23 protein-coding genes are annotated in these 21,450 nt (G+C 40.1%); 8 read left to right on the top strand and 15 right to left on the bottom strand.

The features are described from left to right. Positions 1-37 precede the first annotated feature (37 nt). From H5089_RS18360 to H5089_RS18350, 3 genes are read left to right on the top strand one after another with little or no spacing between them, the layout of a single operon-like run. A complete protein-coding gene (locus tag H5089_RS18360) occupies positions 38-1,204 on the top strand; it encodes an efflux RND transporter periplasmic adaptor subunit (RefSeq protein WP_024595210.1) in 1,167 nt (388 codons plus the stop codon). Then, positions 1,204-1,911, top strand: coding sequence for an ABC transporter ATP-binding protein (locus H5089_RS18355; RefSeq protein WP_024594267.1), 708 nt, complete (start codon positions 1,204-1,206; stop codon positions 1,909-1,911). The genes H5089_RS18360 and H5089_RS18355 overlap by 1 nt, the downstream gene beginning before the upstream one ends. Further along, positions 1,904-3,142, top strand: a complete 1,239-nt coding sequence (locus H5089_RS18350; protein WP_039490486.1) for an ABC transporter permease — start codon at positions 1,904-1,906, stop codon at positions 3,140-3,142. Before H5089_RS18355 ends, H5089_RS18350 begins: the two co-directional genes overlap by 8 nt. Before the next feature lie 13 nt (positions 3,143-3,155). Here H5089_RS18350 and H5089_RS18345 read toward each other — a convergent pair whose 3' ends face one another. From H5089_RS18345 to H5089_RS18330, 4 genes are all read right to left on the bottom strand, one after another. Continuing rightward, complete coding sequence (locus H5089_RS18345) at positions 3,156-3,485, bottom strand: Bor/Iss family lipoprotein (RefSeq protein WP_039490488.1); 330 nt, start codon at positions 3,483-3,485, stop codon at positions 3,156-3,158. Continuing rightward, a complete protein-coding gene (locus H5089_RS18340) occupies positions 3,482-3,793 on the bottom strand; it encodes a Bor family protein (protein ID WP_182693249.1) in 312 nt (103 codons plus the stop codon). Before H5089_RS18340 ends, H5089_RS18345 begins: the two co-directional genes overlap by 4 nt. Before the next feature lie 183 nt (positions 3,794-3,976). Then, entirely contained in the window at positions 3,977-7,555 is a 3,579-nt protein-coding gene (locus tag H5089_RS18335; protein WP_182712842.1) for a M1 family aminopeptidase, read from the bottom strand. A gap of 9 nt (positions 7,556-7,564) precedes the next feature. Beyond that, a complete protein-coding gene (locus tag H5089_RS18330) occupies positions 7,565-8,446 on the bottom strand; it encodes an ABC transporter ATP-binding protein (RefSeq protein ID WP_002959519.1) in 882 nt (293 codons plus the stop codon). 187 nt (positions 8,447-8,633) lie between these two features. On the opposite strand from H5089_RS18330, the gene H5089_RS18325 reads away from it, so the two are divergent. Next, entirely contained in the window at positions 8,634-9,311 is a 678-nt protein-coding gene (locus H5089_RS18325; protein ID WP_182712841.1) for a nitroreductase family protein, read from the top strand. Here H5089_RS18325 and H5089_RS18320 read toward each other — a convergent pair. Next, positions 9,304-9,612: a helix-turn-helix transcriptional regulator gene (locus H5089_RS18320; RefSeq protein ID WP_182712840.1), complete on the bottom strand. Its 309-nt coding sequence runs from the start codon at positions 9,610-9,612 to the stop codon at positions 9,304-9,306. The genes H5089_RS18325 and H5089_RS18320 overlap by 8 nt on opposite strands. 89 nt (positions 9,613-9,701) lie before the next feature. On the opposite strand from H5089_RS18320, the gene H5089_RS18315 reads away from it, so the two are divergent. Further along, on the top strand, positions 9,702-9,878 hold the full coding sequence (locus tag H5089_RS18315; protein ID WP_182712839.1) for a DUF2892 domain-containing protein: 177 nt from the start codon (positions 9,702-9,704) through the stop codon (positions 9,876-9,878). After that, positions 9,878-10,222: a rhodanese-like domain-containing protein gene (locus H5089_RS18310; protein ID WP_024591370.1), complete on the top strand. Its 345-nt coding sequence runs from the start codon at positions 9,878-9,880 to the stop codon at positions 10,220-10,222. Before H5089_RS18315 ends, H5089_RS18310 begins: the two co-directional genes overlap by 1 nt. A gap of 15 nt (positions 10,223-10,237) precedes the next feature. Here the strand turns inward: H5089_RS18310 and H5089_RS18305 are convergent, their stop codons facing one another. The 5 genes from H5089_RS18305 to H5089_RS18285 all read right to left on the bottom strand — a co-directional run bounded on the left by H5089_RS18305 (position 10,238) and on the right by H5089_RS18285 (position 12,505). Continuing rightward, positions 10,238-10,639, bottom strand: coding sequence for a DUF1801 domain-containing protein (locus H5089_RS18305; protein WP_024604483.1), 402 nt, complete (start codon positions 10,637-10,639; stop codon positions 10,238-10,240). A gap of 37 nt (positions 10,640-10,676) precedes the next feature. Next, positions 10,677-11,222, bottom strand: coding sequence for a PH domain-containing protein (locus H5089_RS18300; RefSeq protein WP_182712838.1), 546 nt, complete (start codon positions 11,220-11,222; stop codon positions 10,677-10,679). A 66-nt stretch (positions 11,223-11,288) separates the two neighbouring features. Then, positions 11,289-11,906, bottom strand: coding sequence for a LysE family translocator (locus H5089_RS18295; protein WP_182712837.1), 618 nt, complete (start codon positions 11,904-11,906; stop codon positions 11,289-11,291). Then, positions 11,907-12,089, bottom strand: a complete 183-nt coding sequence (locus tag H5089_RS18290) for a hypothetical protein (RefSeq protein WP_024599480.1) — start codon at positions 12,087-12,089, stop codon at positions 11,907-11,909. A gap of 17 nt (positions 12,090-12,106) precedes the next feature. After that, a complete protein-coding gene (locus H5089_RS18285) occupies positions 12,107-12,505 on the bottom strand; it encodes a DUF3224 domain-containing protein (protein ID WP_182712836.1) in 399 nt (132 codons plus the stop codon). Positions 12,506-12,594: 89 nt separating this feature from the next. Here H5089_RS18285 and H5089_RS18280 point away from each other — a divergent pair, with 89 nt between their 5' ends. Continuing rightward, positions 12,595-14,373: an ABC transporter transmembrane domain-containing protein gene (locus H5089_RS18280; RefSeq protein WP_182695858.1), complete on the top strand. Its 1,779-nt coding sequence runs from the start codon at positions 12,595-12,597 to the stop codon at positions 14,371-14,373. On the opposite strand, the gene H5089_RS18275 is transcribed toward H5089_RS18280, so the two are convergent. After that, complete coding sequence (locus H5089_RS18275; protein ID WP_002959537.1) at positions 14,374-15,006, bottom strand: OmpA family protein; 633 nt, start codon at positions 15,004-15,006, stop codon at positions 14,374-14,376. 190 nt (positions 15,007-15,196) lie between these two features. Between H5089_RS18275 and chrA the strand changes: the two genes are divergently transcribed. Beyond that, the gene (chrA, locus tag H5089_RS18270; protein WP_182712845.1) at positions 15,197-16,351 is read left to right on the top strand and encodes a chromate efflux transporter; all 1,155 of its coding nucleotides are present in this window, start codon (positions 15,197-15,199) and stop codon (positions 16,349-16,351) included. On the opposite strand, the gene H5089_RS18265 is transcribed toward chrA, so the two are convergent. From H5089_RS18265 to speA, 4 genes are read right to left on the bottom strand one after another with little or no spacing between them, the layout of a single operon-like run. Further along, complete coding sequence (locus H5089_RS18265; RefSeq protein WP_182712835.1) at positions 16,308-17,567, bottom strand: mechanosensitive ion channel family protein; 1,260 nt, start codon at positions 17,565-17,567, stop codon at positions 16,308-16,310. The genes chrA and H5089_RS18265 overlap by 44 nt on opposite strands. Next, complete coding sequence (locus tag H5089_RS18260; protein WP_182712834.1) at positions 17,564-18,484, bottom strand: acetyltransferase; 921 nt, start codon at positions 18,482-18,484, stop codon at positions 17,564-17,566. The genes H5089_RS18265 and H5089_RS18260 overlap by 4 nt, the downstream gene beginning before the upstream one ends. Positions 18,485-18,509: 25 nt before the next feature. Further along, positions 18,510-19,388, bottom strand: coding sequence for an acyltransferase (locus H5089_RS18255; protein ID WP_182712833.1), 879 nt, complete (start codon positions 19,386-19,388; stop codon positions 18,510-18,512). Between the two features lie 60 nt (positions 19,389-19,448). Further along, complete coding sequence (speA, locus tag H5089_RS18250; RefSeq protein ID WP_182712832.1) at positions 19,449-21,329, bottom strand: biosynthetic arginine decarboxylase; 1,881 nt, start codon at positions 21,327-21,329, stop codon at positions 19,449-19,451. Positions 21,330-21,450 lie beyond the last annotated feature (121 nt).

Raw genomic sequence — 21,450 nt, 5'->3', positions numbered from 1 at the left:
TACTAGCTCCACATTACTTAATTCACGGATAGATAAAATGAAAAAAGCAATAATCATCACACTCGCTGTAGGCGCATTTATAGCCCTAATTGTGTCAAAGCAAATTTCTGGCGATGAAAAACAAGCCGAAGTAAATATTGCTCAAGTAGAGCTTGGCGACATTGCTGACTCAATAATGGCTTCAGGTAATTTAGTTTTTAATACACAAGTGCAATTACGCTCTGAAGTGACAGGCCGAGTAGATAAAATATTTGTTCAAGAAGGCCAAGGAGTTAAACAAGGCGATATGTTAATGCGCCTTGATACAACTGCTTTTGAATCAGAAGTTACCCGTAGTAAAGCAATCCTTCGCGCCACAGAAATTGAAATTAAACACAATAAAACACGCCTTGCTAACCTAGAGCGCCAACTTAAAAGACAAAAAGACTTATATGATGTCGGTTTAGGTAATCAAGAGAGCTACGAGAATATTGAAAGCGCACGCGATCTAGCTAAAATCGATATTGAATCACGAATAGAGTCGTACAACCAAGCACAAGCGTCACTACAAATTGCGCAAGATCGCTTAAGTAAAAGTGTATTTAGAGCTCCAATGAGCGGCTTGCTTGCATCTGTAAATATTAAAGAAGGTGAAACCGTTATAGCCGGTACTACTAATATTATTGGCTCTGATTTAATGCTAGTAGCCGATCCTAGCGCTATCTTAGCCGAGCTACGTGTGGATGAAACCGACATTGCGAGCATTAAGCTTAACCAAAAAGCGAATATTTATGCGGCCGCATACCCTAATAAACCATTTAGCGGCACAGTAATCAATATTGGTACTTCAGCTAAAAACCAAGCCGGCTCTCAAGGTTTATCGTTTAAAGTAAAAGTATTACTCGATACTACTGAGCGCCAGCTATATGCAGGAATGAGTTGTAGAGCAGAGATCGCAACAAGCATTGCCGAAAACGGTTTAAAACTTCCAATAGAAGCAATCCAAAAAGAAGACGATAAAACATTTGTATGGCGACTAAATAGTGATAACACCGTTAGCAAAATTGCCGTAACTGTTGGAATATCATCTGATATAGAGCAAGCCATTACTGACGGCTTAAATGAGGGCGACAAAATAGTTATTGGCCCTGCGCGCCCAGTAAGTCTTCTGACTGAAGGTGATGTGGTAAAACTTAAATCAGATGCAGACAAGGAAGAAGCCTAATGTCTGCGGTAATCAAGCTAGAGCATATTAATAAACAATACAAAATGGGCTCAGAGGTATTTAAGGCACTTGATGATGTAAACGTACATATAATGCAAAACGAATACGTGGCGATTATAGGACCTTCTGGTTCAGGCAAGTCGACCTTGATGAACTTATTAGGCTGTTTAGATACACCCAGCAGTGGCGAATACTACTTAAAAGATAAACTAGTAAAAAGTATGACCGAGACAGAGCTTGCTCATCAGCGTAATGAAAGTGTCGGGTTTATATTTCAAAGCTTTAACTTAATACCACGTGCAACCGCACTAGAAAATGTAATGCAGCCTTTAGTATATCGCTTTATCCCTAGTAAACAGCGCAAGCAACAAGCTCTAGAAGCACTAAAGCGGGTAGGTCTCGGTGATAAAGTTAATCATTTATCTAGCCAGCTATCGGGCGGGCAACGTCAACGTGTTGCTATTGCCCGCGCTTTAGTCACAAAACCACATATATTATTAGGAGATGAACCCACAGGTAATCTTGATAGTAAAACGACCCGCGAAATTATGGATTTGTTTGATGAGCTGCATAACGAAGGTCACACTATTATTTTAGTAACACATGAGCAAGAAATTGCCGATCATTGCCAACGCGTGATTCGTTTAGTGGACGGTAAAGTGGTAAGTGATGTAACTAAAGATGAAGGAATCAAGCAGCATGTTTAAATCAGCTCTTGCGATAATGGAAGGCACTAAGGCCGCTTTTTCAGCTATTAAAGCTAATGCAATGCGCAGCGCACTGACCTGTTTGGGCATTATTATTGGTGTTGCCGCCGTAGTTACTGTCGTTGCAGTGATGCAGGGTTTTACAAAGCAAATAAACGATCAACTTGCTGATATGTCGCCAGATGTAACAACAATAAAGCCTTACACCAGTATTGAACTCGAAATGGTTGGTAAAAATGCCAAGCTTACCTACGACGATTTTTTAGCTTTAAAGTCGCGTATAAAAGAAGCTGAAACGCTAACTGCCCTAATGTTTACCTGGCGCTTTTCGGGGGGAGCTGAGTATGGAAATAAAAGCCATTCATCGCGTGTTATCGGTACCGAGCAAGACTATCAAAAAGCGTATCGTACTTATCCTGAACTTGGTCGTTTTATTCGTGCTGAGGACGATGATAAACGAAGAAGGGTCGCATTTATCGGCCCTTCAATCATAGAAAAGCTAAACCTTCCTGAAAACCCAGTAGGTGAATATATAAAGCTAGGTGGTGAATGGTTTAGAATTATTGGCGTTGCTGAAAAACAAGGTAGCTTATTTGGTTTTGACCAAGACGATTACATTAATATTCCAATTAGTACCATGAGTGCTTTAGAAGGCGGAAGTACACAAACTAATGTGCAAATTATGTTTAGGTTAAATGAAGGTACTAACGAAGAACAAGTGCTTGCAAAAATAACTCGTGTATTGCGCCAACTGCATAAACTAAAAGAGAAAGATGAAAACGACTTTGAATTTGAAACCGCTGAAAAATCTCGTGCCCAAATAGATAAATTTACCAGCAGTGCTACTGCTATTACTGCTGGTATTGTTGGCATTAGCTTACTTGTTGGCGGTATTGGTGTTATGAACATAATGCTAGTGTCGGTAACTGAACGCACACGTGTTATTGGTACATTAAAAGCACTAGGCGCAACACCTGGTTTTATTATGTTGCAGTTTTTAGTTGAAGCCGTTGTGCTTTCACTTTTTGGTGGTTTAATAGGACTCATTATAGGATATGGCGCCGCAGGGCTTATTTCGTTTTTAGTCCCAAGTATGCCTGATGCATATATACCAGTATGGGCTGTAATACTATCGTTCGGATTTACATCAATGATTGGGATTATATTTGGTTTAGCCCCTGCTATTAAAGCAGCAAGACTAAACCCTATAGATGCACTGCGTTACGAATAACTATTTTAAATAATTATTTAGCTTTAAATGGTACCTTATTACATTGTACTTCTACTGTTTTAGGGTACCAAGCTGGGCCAATTTGATTCACAACCACCTCAGCTAAACCATTAGTAAACGATTTATACGTATGAACGCTTTGCCACTCCCCTTGTGGGCAATGTTTTGTTAAATCTAACGGCTCTGATCCCTCGTACAACGCAAGTGCAAAATTATGATGCCACTGTGAACTTTTTAGCGTCTTATTGCTTACTTTGCTCTGCATACCGTTATCAAAGTAAATATTTGTACACCCCGTTAAAATAATCAGTGTGCAACCGGCTGCAAATAGCTTGATGCTCATAATGCCTCCCCTAGTACTTGCTCTTGGCACCACACTTTAATGGTATGAGGCGAGTATATTCCAAGCGTAATTAAACTCAGCGCTCCATCACTAAACGTTTGCTGTGACTGCATTTGAATAACCGGTGTATTTGAACATATTTGTTTTACGTCTACCCGCTGCTCACCCACTAATCCCCATAAATAAAATGGGCGGCTATCTTCGTAATTAGCTTGGCTCGTTATTTTTGCTGTTGCCCGTGGCTGAATGGTTACCGCAGAACAAGCACTGAGGCTTAATGCTATCGCCCCTATAATTAATGGTTTCATACTCTTCCTTATAAACTAAATACCAGTAAGGTAACTTTATAAGAGAACATAAAATATTAGCGTAAAAAGCTGTGGGGAATATGTAGAAACGCTATGAAGTTTTATACAGTTTATTACACATAAAGGCCGCATAAATGCGGCCTTTAAAGTAGTCAGTTTAAGTGGTTAGTAAATAAATAGACTTTAAAACTTAGCTAAGTTGTTTTTACTGTCTTTGTCGACCAGCTTAATGTAAGGATCAACCCCTGCAAATAATGGTTTTTCTTTTACTTTTAGCTCAATAGTATTGGTACCAGATACTATTTGATGCTTTTGCGAGTAAATAACAAAGTCTTCAGCGAGTAAGTTTTCAGGGTCGTCGCTAAATAATGCAATATCAATTAGCTCATCGAGCGGCTGCTCAGTTTCTTCACCTTGTCCATCGGCATGCTGCTTAGTTGCTTCAACGCTCAGTGTTACTGTATAAAAACCTTCGCCATCAACATCATCAGTAACCGACACTTCTTTCATTTCAAGCTCATAAAGCGTTATATATTTAAACTGATCATCAATAAAACGTTGTTCAGCTTGTGTTGCATCTCGCTTTAAATAACTAAGTAAATCAAGTGTGGTTGGATATGGCGTTGATTGATATTTAAACTCATTCAAAAACGCTTTAAGTGCTGCATTTAAGCGTACTTCACCTAAACGATCATAAATCGCCATCATCGCAACTGAGCCTTTATTGTAATGAAGGTATTGTTGAGCCTGCGTTTTATATAGTGGCATTTCTTCAAAGGCTTCGCCAGTACGGCCCATTAAGTATTTATCTAACTCGTACTTTAAGAATTTACGAAGCTTCTCGGCGCCAAAGCGTTTTTTTAGCACCATAAGCGCACTGTATTGGGAGAGCGATTCAGAAATAACGGCACTGCCTTCTACATTAGCCCCAGATACTTGATGCCCCCACCATTGGTGTGCAACTTCATGTGCGGTTACATAGTAAGGTAGGTCAACTTTACTCTCATCTCTTAAGTCTGTAATAAAGCCAATACTTTCTGAGTAAGGTACCGTATTGGCAAAACTTTGCGCAAACGAGCGATACTTAGGAAACTCAATAATACGAAGCTGTCTATGCTGATACGGGCCAAAGGCTTGCGTGTAGTAATCTATTGAGTCTTGAACTGACTCAATCATGCGGTCAACATTCCATGCATGATCTTTGTGGTAGTACACCTCAATATTTACCCCATTATGCTCAACCTTTTTACTTTCAAGCTCTGCCGAAAGCACAGAGTAAAAGTTTATAATTGGAGCATCCATTTCATAAACAAAGGTGCGGCGTCCATCTTTTACACTCTCATTTTTTAAGTAACCTGGAGTAATCGCAAATTGTGACTCATCGGTGGTTACGGTTGCCTTGTAGTTTATAAATCCATTAGCAGGCCCAAACTCATTTTGCGTATAATAGCGGCTGTCTTCTAGTTTATGTGCGCGCTCAAGTTCAGGTAAATCGTGCTTGCGGCGCTCATACTTATCGGCAATTTGAAAATACTTTTGATAACCAAAATTTGGTAATAATTCTCCATTATTTACAAATGTACCGTTGTGCACGAGTTGAGTATCAGATCTTCTATCAACAAAACCGTCGTGTTCACGAGAAACTGAGAGCTCGCCTTCTCGTACTTCATTGGGCATTAGCGGTTGTTCAAACTCAAACCATACCATGCCAAAATCGGTTAAACGCTCTACTATTTTTCCGCCCGCCATTTTTACATCCCAGCTTTTAGATTGGCTAGGCTCGTTGATTAACACACGGGTTATTGGCTCGTTTGCGGTATTGGTAAACTTAATTTTAGCCACGGCATTTAAAGCACGCTTTTTAGGATAAATATCAATGTGTAAGTCAACATCAGTTATTATAGGCAGTGGCAAGTCTTTGTATTGTGAAAACTCTTGCTCATACCTTACTTGTAGCGCTTCGTTATCATCACTTGTTACAAACTCGTTGATTACACGGGTGTTGTAATAAATGTTATAACCCGCGCCCACAAATACCAATAAACTTATAACGGCTGCAATCTGGCCTTTTAAAGACATGTTGTAACGCACTAAAGATAAACGAGTACGCAATGATTGCGACGGGCCGCGATGCCATAAAGCAAACCCTACAATAGCTAAAAACACACTCAATGCCCCCCAATATAGGGTATACCAATGCGCACCTTGTAAAAAATGTCCATAACCATTTATATCAGAATACGGTACGCTACTGCTTTGAGAAAAATGATACATATGATGCTCAAACCCGTAAGCACCCATTACCATTTGAGCAATGTAATACAGAATAAATAAACCCATACCTATGTATTTATTAGGGCTAATTATTTGTAAAAAGAACGCCAATATAGCCATCATAATTAAAGGCAGTAATGTAAGGTAACCCAACCTAAATAAGTACTGACCAAGCTCTAGGTTAAATTGCCCCTTAAATAGCTGCACTGCAATGGTAAACATCATGCCTACTAAATAAAGGCCACAAACTGCAGTGATTAACGCAATAATTTTAGATACCCAAAACACACTGTTATGCACCGGGAAACTGTCAACAATATCACCCATACCACTTTGGCGTTCTCGCCAAACCAGCTCTGCGCTGTAATAAGCAATAATGATAAACATAAACAAAGCGGAGGAGTTTTGAATAATGCCCACCATGTTTTGTGTGAGCGGCCAATCCGTTGTGCCATATGCGCCAATAGGTGCAAAAAGTGGTGCGAGTAACATAGTAATACTGACACCCGCTAAAATCATAAAAGGGGCACTTAATATAACTTGCTTAAGTTCAAATAAGCTGCGCATTACTAATTGCGATTTCGTATTTACCCCTTTTGACTTGTAATTTTTAGCGCTGCTAATAAGTGCTGCTTGTTTGTTTTTTACAAACGTTGAGACAGCAAATTGCTTTTTCTGTTTTTTAGTGACTACGCGATTACCTAACTTTCCGAGGCCAAAAAACATCGCTAAACTTATTGCTACCCATAAAATACGGTTAATTAAAAAATCGCCCGAAAGCGTTAACACTTCAGTATTTTTATCACTTACAGTCCAGTAACGGGTTAAGTCAATTAACGACCCTGTGCCAAATGGGTCTGCGTAAACAACAATATTTCTAAACGCTAAATCGTCAAAATAGATACTCGCCAATTGGTAGGTTATATAAACCACCACGGCCGTTACATATACCGCCATCATGGTTTTAAAATAGACCGCCACACTATTAAAAATAGCACTGAGGACCAATAAGCTTGGCACTGCTAAATATAAAAAAGGCGCTGCGTAATATATAAACTTATTGGGGCCTACTAGCTCGCTATCGAGCCAGCCAACCAACAAGCCAAATTGAGATCCCAAAAATACGCCTAGTGGCACGCTTAAAAACACAATAAGTACAACTAAGTAAGAACCAAAAAAACGCCCTGATTGATAAGCAAGCGGGTTAACGGGCTTACTAAACACCAGCTCATCCATTTTGGTCTCGCTGTTGCGAATCGCTGAGCTTGCAACAAAGTTAACCACTAAAAACATAGCAAGCGTACAAAAGGTAACCGTTAAAACCATAATGGTATAAGGCGAGTTCATATGAACATTCGCCCCACCTAACGGAAACTTACTACTGGAGCTTATAAAAAACGCCATAAAAAAGAATATTAATGAGGTCACATAAAACGAAGGCTGACGCATAAAATAGCGCAGCTCAAACGCTAGCATATTAAAAAACATAGCGCCCCCTTATGCTACTTGGCTGTTACGATGATTAAGCAACGTAGAAAAATACACATCTTCTAGGTTTGCACTGCTGAGCTCAAAACCTTCAGGGGCTTCATTGGCTAATACATGTAATATGGTTTGCCCAGCAAATAAGCGTTTTGAAATAACAGGCAGCTGCGGTTCAAGCTCTAGCGCTTCTTCTTGGCTCATGGCTTTGCGCCAAATTTGGCCTTGGAGTTTATCGGTAAGGGCAATTGGATTGCCCTCTAATAGTATTTTACCGCCTGCCAGCACCGCCATGTTTGGGCAAAGCTCTGCTACATCTTCAACAATGTGGGTCGATAATATAACGACTTTTTGCTCGCCTAAGCTTACTAACAAGTTATGAAAGCGATTTCGCTCTTCAGGATCTAGCCCTGCGGTAGGTTCATCAACGATAAGTAAGTCGGGGTCGCCTAGTAAGGCTTGTGCAATACCAAAACGCTGGCGCATACCGCCCGAAAAGCCACTTACCGCTTTTGAGCGATGTTGATATAAATTAGTATGTGCAAGCAAGCCTTCAACCGACTCTTTACGCTCTGCTTTATTATGAATTCCCTTTAAAACAGCCATATGGTCCAGTAAGTCGTAAGCACTAACACGCGGGTACACACCAAAATCTTGCGGTAGATAACCCAAACGTTGGCGCAGAGCCTGTGGGTCTTTAAAAACATCAATACCATCAAAAGTGATTGAACCCGAATCAGCCGACTGCAGTGTTGCAATGGTACGCATTAGCGATGATTTACCTGCGCCATTTGGCCCAAGTAATCCAAACATCCCTTTGCCGATAGATAAATCAACACCTTGTAGTGCATGTACGCCATTATCGTAGGTTTTAGATAACCCTGTTATTGATAGCATTTTTACTTCCTTGAATATGAGTAATTATTTTTATAATGTTTTATACCACAAGGAAAATAGGAACATAAGTTACTTGCTGGTTAAATTTGTAACAACAAATAAACATAATTTAAACTCATAACACTTGCCTGCACTGTATTCACTCGGTATAAAAACCACATATACTTTTTATAAGAAACGAAAAGCCATGCAAGATCACCAAAGCCAGCCGTTAAATGACTTTATAAAATATCCACATGAAGAAATGCTAAATCGTGCTAACGAGTTTTTACAAACCAGCCAACGCCGCCATAGCATTCGCAGCTTTAGCGATCGCCCAGTACCAAAAAATATTATTGAAGCATGTATAAAAGCAGCTGGCACAGCACCAAGTGGAGCGAATCATCAGCCTTGGCATTTTGTGGCTATAAACAGTAGCGATGTAAAAAAACAAATAAGAGAAGCCGCAGAAAAATTAGAGCGTTCTTTTTACGAAGGCAGAGCAGGTGAAGAATGGTTAGATGCGCTAAAACCGTTAGGTACCGACGCCAATAAACCTTATTTAGAGCATGCACCTTGGCTTATAGCTGTATTTAGTCAAAAAAAGGGCGGCGTAAGCAGCGATGATAAAAATACGAATTATTATGTGCATGAGTCTGTTGGCTTAGCTACCGGCTTTTTAATTCAAGCTTTGCACCGCAGTGGTTTGGCAACCCTTACTCATACTCCAAAGCCAATGAGTTTTTTAACCGACATATGTAATCGCGATAAAGATAACGAACGCCCATACATGCTACTTATTACAGGCTACCCAAGTGATGATGCAACAATACCTGCTCATGCACTGGATAAAAAATCACTCGATGAAATAGCTACGTTTATTTAGTATTTTCTTGTCGGCAAAACCACTCATATAGCAAAGCAATGATCGACTCAACTTTTGGATCGGTCAATGAGTAATAAATAGTGTGCCCTTCTCTGCGAGTAGCAACCATATCCGCCTTGCGTAAACTTGCTAAATGCTGAGATAACGCTGACTGTGCTAAAGGTACATTTTGATTTAACTCACCTACACTTTGTTCACCTTGTAATAAACTGCATAAAATCATTAAACGGTTTTTATTTGCCATTAATTTTAAAAACTGCTCTGCCTGCTGGGCGTTTTCTGCAAGTTGTTCAATATTCATTGTGATACTTAATTATTTTGCGTGTTTTAATTATAGACTTTTACATTAGCAAGTTCTAATATAATTAATATTAGACCTTACTAATATTAATGTCATTCGCTTTAATTAGGGACTATGTTGTTACAATTTCAGTACTGCTAAGCTACTTTGTTGATAGTAACTTTCAATTTTTAACGTTATTTATTGGTATTAACTTAGTGCAATCCGCCTACACTAAATGGTGCCCATTAATGACTTTTTTGCGCAAAAGAGGATTTACAGACTAATGCTTACTTCAATTCCTGATTTACTAAAAATTATCACACCTAACCAACGCCGTATTGATGCAGCGCAAGCAAAACTCGAGCTTGAACAAAATAAAGGTTTACTTATTGATGTGCGAGAACCTGCAGAGCACGCGACAAAATCGGCTGCCGGCGCTATAAATATTCCGCGTGGGTTACTCGAGATGAAACTGATGGAAATAGAAAAAGACGCAGCTCGCCCTATTTACGTGCACTGCGCAAGTGGTGCGCGCGCAACGTTGGGAGCAGAAGCGTTAACGCGTGTGGGTTATGAAAACGTAACCGTTATTACCTGTGACGCAAACCAAATATGTAGTGTGTTTTAAACATCAACTGAATACTTATAATGATGCGCCTAGTAAAGGTAGGCGTTTAACTTTGTGATAAGTCAGTGCTAATTTAATACACTCTTTAACTGGATATTCTGGTAATGGCTTTTCACTATTTAATACAATTGCCCGGTTACCTTCGAAAGTGAGAGTGTGGGAATACAACTCTCTAAATGTGCTTACTAGCTTTGATTGGCAATGAAAAAACAAATAACACGAGGAGCCCTTAAAGCCTACGCGAATGGGGCTGCCATTTATTGTGTTATAACTTGGCTCTCCCCACTTTAAAGACTCTTCAACAGCTCCTAAGTTTTGCTCTTGTGCTACGGTATAAATTAACTCTCGTAATTTTATAAGCTTACTTTTTGCTATCTCAGGATAATTATTAAATATATTTTCTATTTCCGTATTCATAAAAATATCCTTATAAGCTTTACAATTTTAAAACAGGCTACTTTTGCTGCCTTTCATCAAGTAAAACAAGTAGCATCTGCTCAATATTTTTAACACTATAAGTAAGTGATCTCAGTAGCTCTTTCTCACTTTGCTCTGTTGCCTGCTGCGACGCTTTACCTTGGTTTGCCAATACATCTTTTTGCTCAAGTATCGCCTCTCTAAACTCACTGGCATTTTCAACACCAAGTAATGACACCAATGCACCATTTCCTGACTGCCCTGCAGTTTCAAAGCTTAACCGATATAATCCAAAGATTCGCATGAGCGGCCCTTGGCTTAACCCTACATCTGTTATTTTTTCAAGCGGAATAGATTTTTCTTCTTTAAATAATATGCCACGTTTAACTACCAATTTTTGTGGTAATAAGTCAGCTGACATAGCTGCGAGTATTCGTCCGCCCACTAGCCATACAATCGCCAAGACAATGGGTAACAACGGAATAGTCACCAGCGCTAGTACACTAAAAAAAGCGGCCATTAGCATCCAGTATTGCTGAACCTTCGGGTCGAAAGATGCACTTTTTAAAATATGTTTTGTCATTGTTTTAATCCTTTATCTATATAACTAAAAATACACTCTGCAAGCTTCAATAATCTCTACTCAATCTTACAAGCTAATAACAACTTTTATAGCAAGAGCAATAAACACAACACCCAGTATTTTATCAAGCCATGGGTTTTGCTTAGTAAAGCCAAAGCGGGTTTTAGAAACCTCGGTCAATAATGCCACCAGCAAATACCAGCCGGTATCAATGACAAACACCGTTAAACACATAATCATGCCCACACTTAAAGTAAGTAGCTGAGGGTCAATAAACTGTGAGAACAAGGCTAAAAAGAAAATAGCGAGCTTGGGGTTCAAAAAAGCAATGGCAAAACCATCTTGTAATGCTTTAGCTGCACTTACCTCACTTTTTTGTACTTCAAGTTCGTTATTGCTGGGTTTTGCTAGCAATATTTTTATACCTAAATACGCCAAATAGGCCGCACCTAAGTAAACGAGTATTTGATAAACAGTTGGAAACTGCGTCATTAAAGCGCCTAACCCTAATAACGATGCACCAGCATACAAGCCAACGCCAGTACCATGACTGAGCGCGGCAAGCATACCGTTTTTCATACTGCCGTTAAGTGAGTGCTTTAAAACCACCGCTAAACTTGGTCCTGGCGACATTGCGCCCATCATACAAATAGCCGCTAGGCTTAACCATACTGTAAATGTCATTTAAAGCTCGTCAGTTTCAATAAACAAAGTATAACCATGCACTTGGCCATAAAAACCTGTCAATGGCACTGCGTTTATTACTTTCCAGCCATCTTGGTTTAATTCCTGTATGCGGTCATTCAGTGCGACTATATCTACCCCACCCAAAAAACGGGTCTTTCTAAATTCGATTACTTTTTGCATTTTAATCCTTGTGTATCTTATAAGGTGTATTCAAAATCGTAGTAGTGAATCCCTTGCTCAATACGTATTTTCATACTGCCCGTTAACCCTTCTAGCTCATGAGTGCCTGAATCGGGAATTACATTTAAAATTAGGCTGTCTTGGCCTTTATCCATAGTGCCAAAATGCTGCAGTACAAAACTGCCTTTTTTGCCGTCAAGCTCGCCTATTACTTGCTCTATGGCAACATAACCGGCACTGCCTTGTGTGGGTGTCATGGCGCTTAGCATTTCGCCTTGGCTGGTGGCATTTAAGCTACCTTTAAATGTTTTATCTATCGACATACGCCCTAAATTAACGCCGTTTTGGCCGCTTGCGTAACCTTCAATTGGGGCTAGATTTACATTAAATTCTCCACTTACGGTTGCAGTAGTCATAACGTTTCCTTATTGGCTAATATTTAATAGTATTGATTTTTATTATCTTAGTGCCATATCTATACCTTAACCTTTAAAAAGAATCCACTATGTCAAAAACAAGCCCTAAGCCCGAAAAAGCCGCTTTTAGTAGTTTATTACCTATTTTTGCTTTTATTAAACCGTATAAATGGATGGTAGTAGCGGCGCTTGCTGCCCTGTTAGTAACAGCAGGTGTTAACTTATCCTTAGGGCAAGGGGTTAAGTTTGTCATAGATCATGGCTTTATAGCTGGCTCTAAAGATCAGCTACAACAAGCTGTATTGGTGCTTATTGGTTTAATTAGTTTATTGGCTGTAGGCACCTTTAGCCGCTTTTATTTAATGTCGTGGATTGGCGAGCGAGTCAGTAACGATATTCGCAAAGCCGTGTTTAATCGCATTGTTACTTTGCACCCAAGCTACTTTGAAGAAAACCGCAGTGGCGAGCTTATGTCGCGTTTAACAACCGACACTACATTACTGCAATCAATTATTGGTTCATCATTTTCTATGGCGTTGCGCAGTGTACTTATGCTGGTTGGTGGACTTGCTATGCTGTTGTTTACTAATTTAAAACTTACTTTAGTGGTTGTTGCTTGTGTGCCGTTGGTACTTGTTCCTATGATGATATTTGGTAAAAAGGTGCGCAAACTTGCAAGCTCCAGCCAAGATGCCATAGCCGATATAAGCACCTATGCCGGCGAGATCATTCAAAATATTAAAGTTGTGCAAAGCTATAGCCACGAAGAGCAAGAGCAGCACGCTTTTGCACTTGAAACCGAAAAAGCCTTTAATGTGGCTAAAAGCCGCATTAAGCAACGTTCGTTTTTAATTGCAGCGGTAATATTTTTAACTTTTAGCGCTATTAGCGCAATGCTGTGGGTCGGCGGCAGCGACGTATTAGCAGGTACCATGACTGGCGGTGAGCTAGGAGCCTTTGTGTTTTACGCTATTATGGTAGCAATGTCGGTGGCAACCGTTGCTGAAGTATATGGCGAACTACAACGCGCAGCAGGCGCAGCTGCAAGATTACTTGAGTTACTTGCTGTTAAAAGTGAGATAGAAAACCCACTAAATCCACAAGATAGTTACTTACTAAAAAATAGTAACAGCCCTGCTATTACGCTTGAGAATATAAGCTTTAACTACCCTTCTCGCCCAGACGTAAGCGCACTTAATAAAATAAGTTTAAATATACTTCAAGGCCAAACTGTGGCTATTGTTGGCCCTTCTGGCGCAGGTAAAACAACCTTATTTGAATTACTACAGCGCTTTTACGATCCGGCTAGCGGAGCCATTAAATTTAAAGATATAAACATTAAAGAATTATCGCTTAATACCCTCAGAGGTAAAATGGGTATGGTCGCGCAAAACCCTATCTTGTTTAGCTCCGATGTAATGCATAACATTCGCTACGGCAACCCAAAAGCAAGTGACGAGCAAGTATATGCCGCTGCCAAACATGCTCATGCAGATGAATTTATTAAACAATTACCGCAAGGTTATAACAGTTTTTTAGGTGAGCAAGGTGTGCGGTTATCGGGTGGGCAAAAGCAACGTATTGTGCTTGCGCGTGCCATACTAAAAGACCCTGAAATACTCCTTCTTGATGAAGCCACCAGCGCACTCGATGCTCAAAGTGAGCACCATGTACAAGCAGCGCTTGAGCATTTAATGCAAAACCGCACCACGCTTATTATTGCCCATAGACTAGCAACGGTTAAACATGCCGATGTGATTGTGGTAATGGAAAATGGAGAGATTATAGCAACGGGTACCCACCAAGAATTAGTAGCAAGTAACCCGTTGTATCAAAAACTGTGTGAATTACAGTTTAATAAAGACTAATTATTCTTCAGTGTTTGGTACTATTTGAATTTCTACACGGCGGTTTTGAGCACGGCCATTTGCACTATCGTTAGTCGCAATTGGACGTGTTTCGCCATAACCCATAGTACTTACACGCTCAGCCATGATTTGCTGGTTCACTAAGTAGTTTTTAACGCTTTGAGCACGTTCACGCGATAGGTTCATGTTGTAGCTGTCTTTACCTGTGCTATCTGTGTGGCCTTCAATACTTAGGTACGTTTTTTCGTATTTGTTCATCACTTTAGCAATAGCATCTAAGGTATCGTTAAAGCCAGACGAAATATAAGATTGGTCGGTCGCAAACGTAATATTAGATGGCATAACTAAACGCAAGTTATCTCCTTCACGTACAACTTCAACACCAGAGCCTGCAAGTTCATCACGAAATGCTTCTTCTTGCTTATCCATGTAGTTACCCACTGCAGCGCCAGCTAGTGCGCCGATAGCAGCGCCTATAAAAATACGCTTATCTTTATGGTTACTTGTTGCTTTACCTAATACGCCACCCGCTGCTGCGCCAATAGCCGCACCTTTGCCGGTGTTATTCATTTCACAACCAGAAAGTAATACAGCTACTACGGTTACGCTTAAAAGTGATTTAGTTAAAGTCATGGTGATACCCTATTCATTAAGAATTTAGCAAGAGTATGCAAATACATGTATGAACAAACTATGAAGAGAGTGTTAAAAGCAGCGCATCTTGCATGATTGTTAAACAGACCTCAAACTAATGTGCCGTTTTAATAAAAATGTCATACTACGCTGTGACAATTTAATGAATTTTACAAAGGATATTGGCGCAATGTTAATTGCTATTTTTAGACAATTTTTTTTACTAGGGTGCATGAGTTTTGGTGGCCCCGCTGCGCATTTAGGCTATTTTAAGCGCCACTTTGTAGACTCGTTAAATTGGCTAACTAACACGCGTTACGCACAACTTATTAGTTTAAGCCAAGCATTACCAGGGCCAGGCTCTAGCCAAGTTAGTTTTGCTATTGGTGTTGAGCGTGCAGGAGTACTGGGTGGTATAGCTGCTTTTGTAGGCTTTACCTTGCCTTCGTTTTTAATAATGGTGCTGCTTGCGGCTAGTGCCCATCAGTTTGACGCTGTTTACTTTGCAATTATTGCAGGCTTAAAGTTATTTGCCGTTGTTATAGTCGCTGATGCAACACTTAGTATGGCTAAAAGCTTTTGTACAAGTGGTGCGCTTAAGTTACTTGCGATAATGAGTACACTTGCCTTGGTGTTATTTCCAATGATGGGAACTCAAATAGCGATTTTAATCACTGCTGCAACAGTAGGTGCTATATGGCCTTTATTAAAACTTGGCACAGTAGCAGACGATGTTAGCAGTAAAAACAGTAATATTAATTGGATTGCACTGGGGTTATTTGCGCTCTTACTTGGGGTTAGCTTTATTCCACTAGGACATGAGTTTGCTTTGTTTACCCCTTTTTACCAAGCGGGTGCAATGGTGTTTGGCGGCGGACACGTAGTACTGCCGGTACTTCAAGCTGGCGTACCAGCATTGAGTGATGATCAGTTTTTAAGTGCTTACGCGAGTGCACAGGCAGTGCCAGGGCCAATGTTTACTATTGCTACTTACTTAGGCGCACAACTTACTACTGAGCAGCCTTTAGTGGGTGCCCTTATAGCTACACTGCTTATATTTATGCCTGGTTTTTTACTTATACTGGCGCTTCAGAAGAGTTGGATTAATTTGGCAAGTAAGCCACGTTTTGCAAGTTCAATAGCGGCGCTTAATGCAGCGGTAGTCGGTTTTTTAGCGGCCGCATTGTATTCACCAATTTGGACATCGGCTGTGCATAACCTTTGGCAGGTTGCGTTAGTAATAATTACATTTGCATGGCTGCGATTTAAAAAGCCACCTATTTGGTGGCTCTTAGCTTTATTTATTGCTGTGGGTCTTTTGCAGCACTATTTGCCATCACTCTAAATGTTGGCTTATCTGTTTGTTGCTCGTTAGGAGGGCTTAATTGCCCACTAACACTTTGATATGCCCTAAGCCCAAACACTGGCAATACTGCAAGTAAATGGTCCATTATTTCGGCTTGTAGATGCTCGTACGAAATCCAGCGTTTGTCTTCACTAAAGCAATAAAACTCAATCGGTAACCCGTGGTTCATTGGTTGTAGCTCTCGTACCATTAACGTAAGCGACGTATTAATTTTACTGTGCTGCTTTAAATAGCCCTCAGCATAACGACGAAACAGCCCTAAATTAGAAACTTGAGCGGGTAATGTCGTCACTCGGATATAGTCATGAAGCGGAATAGCCGCATCTATTTGCTTTCTAAATCCATCACTTACTAAACAAATACTGTGCATATCTATATTAAGTGAACGTTTAATACGTCTACCGCCCGACTCTTGCATACCGCGCCAGTTTTTAAACGAACCCGCAACTAGCATATAAGTTGGAATAGTTGTTATGGTGTTATCCCAGTTACGTACTTTCACAGTGTTTAAACCCAAATCAATTACTTCACCATCGGCGCCGTAGTTTTCTACTTGAATCCAATCACCATAGGTTACTAGGCGATTTGCTGCGATTTGAATACTAGCTACAAAGCCTAAAATAGTGTCTTTAAATACTAATAACGTAACAGCAGCAATAGCACCAAAGCCAGAGAGAATATAAGTGGGTGACTTCTCAAGGAAAATACTTACAATTAAAATAGCACACACAATAAAGGTGATTAGCTTAACAACCTGAATTAAGCCCTGAATAGGGACTTCGCGTGCAAACTCCAATTGGTTATAAATAGAACCCGCAATACTTACAATACTGCTAAAAATAAAACCTACATGAATAATTAGTATGGCTTGGCCAACCGTTTTCAAAATTTCAGCGGTCAGCTCATTAACCGGATAAACACTGTCAAAGGTCGCCAAAAATAATACGCAGCAAAGCATACCTGCAATACGTCTATTAAGCTTATTAAGCATAGGCGACAACGAACCAATACGTTGAGGCGAAAGCTTAGTTACCACTTTTTGAATGCCTGGTAACATTAACCTACGAGTAAATAAGTAAACAATTAATAAAGAAAAAATCCCTATTGAAACTGCGGTAATAGAACTAAGAAAATCCGCATCGGGTACTTTTTCAAACCAAGGAGCTATTAACTCCTGTAGGTGGGTGTTGGTCATAGTGTTTCAATTTCCTTACTGATTTGTGGTTCAGGTAAATCTTGTTGAGCATAAATATCGGCAAGCTGCTGATCTTTCGCAACCCATAGCTCATTCACATAATGTTGAAAATTAGCTTTAAATACGTCATCGGTTTGATAGCTGCCCTGCATATTGTCATTAATGGGCGTTACGTCTATTGAAACATAAATAGAATCTAGCTCGCCTTTGAGTAAGTTCCGACAAACGTGATTTGTTTTACCGCTATACACTAAACTTGTATTTAGCATGGCATCAAATTGGTTGGCTAGCACTTCAAGCGCAAAAGCAATGCCACCCGCTTTGGGTTTTAATAAGTGCTTAAAAGGACTTTGCTGCAGATTATGCTTAGCTGGCGTAAAGCGTGTGCCTTCAACAAAATTAACGATGGTAGTAGGATAGTGACGAAAATTGCGACAGCTGTGCTTTGTGCGCTCTACATCCAACCCTTTCAACTTTGGGTTTTTAGCAAGCTGTGCTTTGCTTACCCGTTTCATAAACGGCATACCCATAGCCCACGCACCAGTGCCAATAAAAGGCACGTATTTTAATTCATCTTTTAAAAAAAACTTAGGGGCTGGTAATGCATGTAATGAGCTAAGCACGGTTATATCTAACCAACTCGTGTGATTACATATAAGTAAATACCAACTTTTTGAGTTTAAGTCGCCACTTATATCAACCACAATATTAGGACAACCTAGCCACAAGCCAAACCGATTGCCATTACACCACCCTCGATAAGCGCTGTGCAATAAAGAGTTAACAACAGACAAAGGCAGTAATAACTTAATAAGCCCTAGTACAAATACTAGTGAGCCAAAAAGCATTACATTAGAAAACAATACGCAGCCCACAATTAAGCCGTTAAGCCAATTTGGTAACCACTTTTTTAGCATAACTGTAAGCTCATATTTTTGCCTTTTATTTGGGGTGATTTTCGAGCGATTGTAATGTTTGCTCTTTATTTTCCCATAAACGATTTAGCTCGCTTTGAAAGCGTACTCTAAATTCAGAATCGCCGGTGTAGTCACCAATAAGCTCTTCGCTTACAGGCCTTACATCCACGTGTACGTTGATATTTTTTACCTTACCACCTGCAAAATCCATGAATGTAGGAATGCCATCAGGGTAATGAATGGTAACGTTAACCACTTTAGTAATTTGCTCGCCCATCGCTTGCATTACAAAAGCAATACCGCCCGCTTTTGGTTTTAATAAGTGTGGAAACGGGCTATTTTGGCGCGCGTGCTTTTGTGTAGTAAAACGAGTGCCTTCTACAAAGTTAACCACACTTACTGGCATCTCTTTAAATTTTTCGCAGGCTTTACGCGTGGTTTCTAAGTCTTTGCCACGCAGCTTTGGGTTCTTTTTTAATTGGCTTTTACTCGTGCGAGTCATAAACGGAAAATCAAGCGCCCACCAACACAAACCTAGAATAGGCACGTAAATAAGCTCTTTTTTCAAAAAGAAGTTTAAAAATGGAATTTTACGGTTAAACACGCGCTGCAATACTAAAATATCGACCCAGCTTTGGTGATTTGCAATTACTAGGTACCAATCCTTTAACTTAAGGTCTTCAAGGCCAGTTACATTAAGTTTAGTTGGCGTAAATAACTTTTGATTTAAGCTATTAAAGGTCACCCAAATAGTTGCAAATTGCTTTGCAGCCCAGCTCATAATCTTTTGTAGAGGCTTAATAGGTATAAGCTTTATAAGCCCACAAATAAAAATAGGCACAAACCAAAAAAGTGTGTTTATTGTGTAAAAAATAATACTAAATACACCGCGAATAACTGACATTACTTCCATTCCTTTAAACATTGCGCAGCCACTAATACTGCGCTTTCAGTTGCTTACAAATTAATCTTCAAAATAGGTATAGCCTTCAAGGCCTGCATTAAGCTCAGCTAAGTAACCTTCTTTACACTGCGCTGATACATCAAGCTTATTAACTTGGTACGCAAAGTTGTCAGCTAAAATGGCGCTATCATAGTCAACAAACTTTAATACATCCTTAACGCTATCACCTTTTATAGCATTGGTTAACACATAACCTTCATCGTTAAGCTCTACATGCACTGAATCAGTGTCACCAAATAGGTTATGTAAATCGCCTAAAATTTCTTGATATGCACCCACCATAAACATCGCAATATGGTATTGCTCGCCATGTTTATATTCTGGAATGGGTAAGCTAGTTTCGATACCAGCACCTTCAACGTATTCACGGATTTGCCCGTCAGAGTCACAGGTAATATCTTGAATAATCGCGCGCTGAGTCAATGGTTGAGTTAAGTTTTCGATTGGCATAACCGGAAACAACTGCTGAATACCCCATACATCAGGCAATGACTGAAATAATGAAAAGTTAACAAAGAGTTTATCGGCAAGCTTTTCGTTTAAATCGTCGAGGACTTCACGGTGCGCGCGCGCGTTATTACTAAGCGATGCACGTACACGATGTAAAATAGTAAAGTAAAGCTGCTCTATTTTCGCCCACTCTAGCATGCTTACTAAGCCATGCACGTACTGATCGTGCGCTTCGCTAAATAAGTGCATAGCGTCGTGATAAATCTCAAGTGCCATACGCGGGTTTAAACGCTGTAAACACTGCCACATTTCATCAAGCACTAACGCGCTATTTTCAAGCGGTGGCTCTGGATTTAAATGATTGGGCGCTTTTTCTACGTCAATTACATCGGTAATTAATACCGCATGGTGAGCGGTTAAAGCGCGCCCCGATTCGGTGATAATGGCCGGATGCGTAAGGTTATGCTGATCGCACACCTCTGCAAATGCATTCACTACATTACGCGCGTACTCTTCTACGGTGTAGTTCATTGAACACGCACTGCGTGAGCCAGAGCCCTCGTAATCAACGCCTAAGCCGCCACCCACATCAACGGTATTTAACGGTACATTTAATTGCGTAAGCTCAGCAAAGTGGCGTGCACATTCACGCAAAGCACGGTGAATATCACGAATGTTGGCAATTTGAGAACCAATATGAAAATGCACCATTTGCATTAAGTGCAGCTTATTATGCTTTTTAAGCACTTCAACTGCACTTAGTACTTGGCCTGCCGTTAAACCAAACTTGCCTTTTTCGCCGCCCGTGTTTTGCCACTTGCCTTTGCCTACTGAGTTTAGGCGAATACGAATACCAATAGCAGGTTCTATGCCTAGGTTGTCTATTTCTTCAAGTAGTGTGGTTAGTTCTGAAAGCTTCTCTACCACAATTTTTACGCTGTGGCCCATTGCTTGACCAATACATGCTAAGCGTAAAAACTCACTGTCTTTATAGCCGTTACACACAATAGTAATTGGCTCTTTTGCTACGCCCAAAATAGCCATAAGTTCTGGCTTTGAGCCTGCTTCTAGGCCAACAAGCCCGCTTGGATGCACTAATAGCTTACTTACTACAGAACGTTGCTGATTTACTTTTATTGGGTAAACACAGGTGTATTTTCCGTTATATTCACGATTTGCTCGCGCTTGCGTAAACGCGTTAGTAAGTGTGTCTACACGATTTTTTAAAATATCAGTAAAGCGTACTAAAACCGGCAACGTTAAACCTTGTTGCTTAAACTGCTCAGTTAATTGCGTTAAAGAAATGGCCGGTTTTGTTTGGTCGCCATCTGGGTAAGCCACCAGTTCGCCTTGTGCGTTAATATCAAAATAACCATCGCTCCAATGAGCAACGTTATAAGTGGCGCGTGCTGTTTCTAAACCCCAGGTCATGGCAACTCTTCTTTAGTCAATTAGGTATAAAGGCGCATTTTAATACGTCACTATCCACTAGGCTAACAAAAATTGAACTTTCACTCACTCCTAACTAACTTTATTCGTCAAATCAGTTAAA

Source organism: Pseudoalteromonas sp. SR45-1 (genome assembly GCF_014163655.1).
Lineage (GTDB): Bacteria > Pseudomonadota > Gammaproteobacteria > Enterobacterales > Alteromonadaceae > Pseudoalteromonas > Pseudoalteromonas distincta.
Note: the sequence above shows the minus strand (reverse complement) of the source record. Positions and strands in the feature narration are given on the sequence as shown.

Coding starts and splice junctions, on each gene's coding strand:
- H5089_RS18360 (WP_024595210.1), top strand. CDS start 38: ATGAAAAAAGCAATAATCATCACACTCGCTGTAGGCGCATTTATAGCC.
- H5089_RS18355 (WP_024594267.1), top strand. CDS start 1,204: ATGTCTGCGGTAATCAAGCTAGAGCATATTAATAAACAATACAAAATG.
- H5089_RS18350 (WP_039490486.1), top strand. CDS start 1,904: ATGTTTAAATCAGCTCTTGCGATAATGGAAGGCACTAAGGCCGCTTTT.
- H5089_RS18345 (WP_039490488.1), bottom strand. CDS start 3,485: ATGAGCATCAAGCTATTTGCAGCCGGTTGCACACTGATTATTTTAACG.
- H5089_RS18340 (WP_182693249.1), bottom strand. CDS start 3,793: ATGAAACCATTAATTATAGGGGCGATAGCATTAAGCCTCAGTGCTTGT.
- H5089_RS18335 (WP_182712842.1), bottom strand. CDS start 7,555: ATGTTTTTTAATATGCTAGCGTTTGAGCTGCGCTATTTTATGCGTCAG.
- H5089_RS18330 (WP_002959519.1), bottom strand. CDS start 8,446: ATGCTATCAATAACAGGGTTATCTAAAACCTACGATAATGGCGTACAT.
- H5089_RS18325 (WP_182712841.1), top strand. CDS start 8,634: ATGCAAGATCACCAAAGCCAGCCGTTAAATGACTTTATAAAATATCCA.
- H5089_RS18320 (WP_182712840.1), bottom strand. CDS start 9,612: ATGAATATTGAACAACTTGCAGAAAACGCCCAGCAGGCAGAGCAGTTT.
- H5089_RS18315 (WP_182712839.1), top strand. CDS start 9,702: ATGTCATTCGCTTTAATTAGGGACTATGTTGTTACAATTTCAGTACTG.
- H5089_RS18310 (WP_024591370.1), top strand. CDS start 9,878: ATGCTTACTTCAATTCCTGATTTACTAAAAATTATCACACCTAACCAA.
- H5089_RS18305 (WP_024604483.1), bottom strand. CDS start 10,639: ATGAATACGGAAATAGAAAATATATTTAATAATTATCCTGAGATAGCA.
- H5089_RS18300 (WP_182712838.1), bottom strand. CDS start 11,222: ATGACAAAACATATTTTAAAAAGTGCATCTTTCGACCCGAAGGTTCAG.
- H5089_RS18295 (WP_182712837.1), bottom strand. CDS start 11,906: ATGACATTTACAGTATGGTTAAGCCTAGCGGCTATTTGTATGATGGGC.
- H5089_RS18290 (WP_024599480.1), bottom strand. CDS start 12,089: ATGCAAAAAGTAATCGAATTTAGAAAGACCCGTTTTTTGGGTGGGGTA.
- H5089_RS18285 (WP_182712836.1), bottom strand. CDS start 12,505: ATGACTACTGCAACCGTAAGTGGAGAATTTAATGTAAATCTAGCCCCA.
- H5089_RS18280 (WP_182695858.1), top strand. CDS start 12,595: ATGTCAAAAACAAGCCCTAAGCCCGAAAAAGCCGCTTTTAGTAGTTTA.
- H5089_RS18275 (WP_002959537.1), bottom strand. CDS start 15,006: ATGACTTTAACTAAATCACTTTTAAGCGTAACCGTAGTAGCTGTATTA.
- chrA (WP_182712845.1), top strand. CDS start 15,197: ATGTTAATTGCTATTTTTAGACAATTTTTTTTACTAGGGTGCATGAGT.
- H5089_RS18265 (WP_182712835.1), bottom strand. CDS start 17,567: ATGACCAACACCCACCTACAGGAGTTAATAGCTCCTTGGTTTGAAAAA.
- H5089_RS18260 (WP_182712834.1), bottom strand. CDS start 18,484: ATGCTAAAAAAGTGGTTACCAAATTGGCTTAACGGCTTAATTGTGGGC.
- H5089_RS18255 (WP_182712833.1), bottom strand. CDS start 19,388: ATGTCAGTTATTCGCGGTGTATTTAGTATTATTTTTTACACAATAAAC.
- speA (WP_182712832.1), bottom strand. CDS start 21,329: ATGACCTGGGGTTTAGAAACAGCACGCGCCACTTATAACGTTGCTCAT.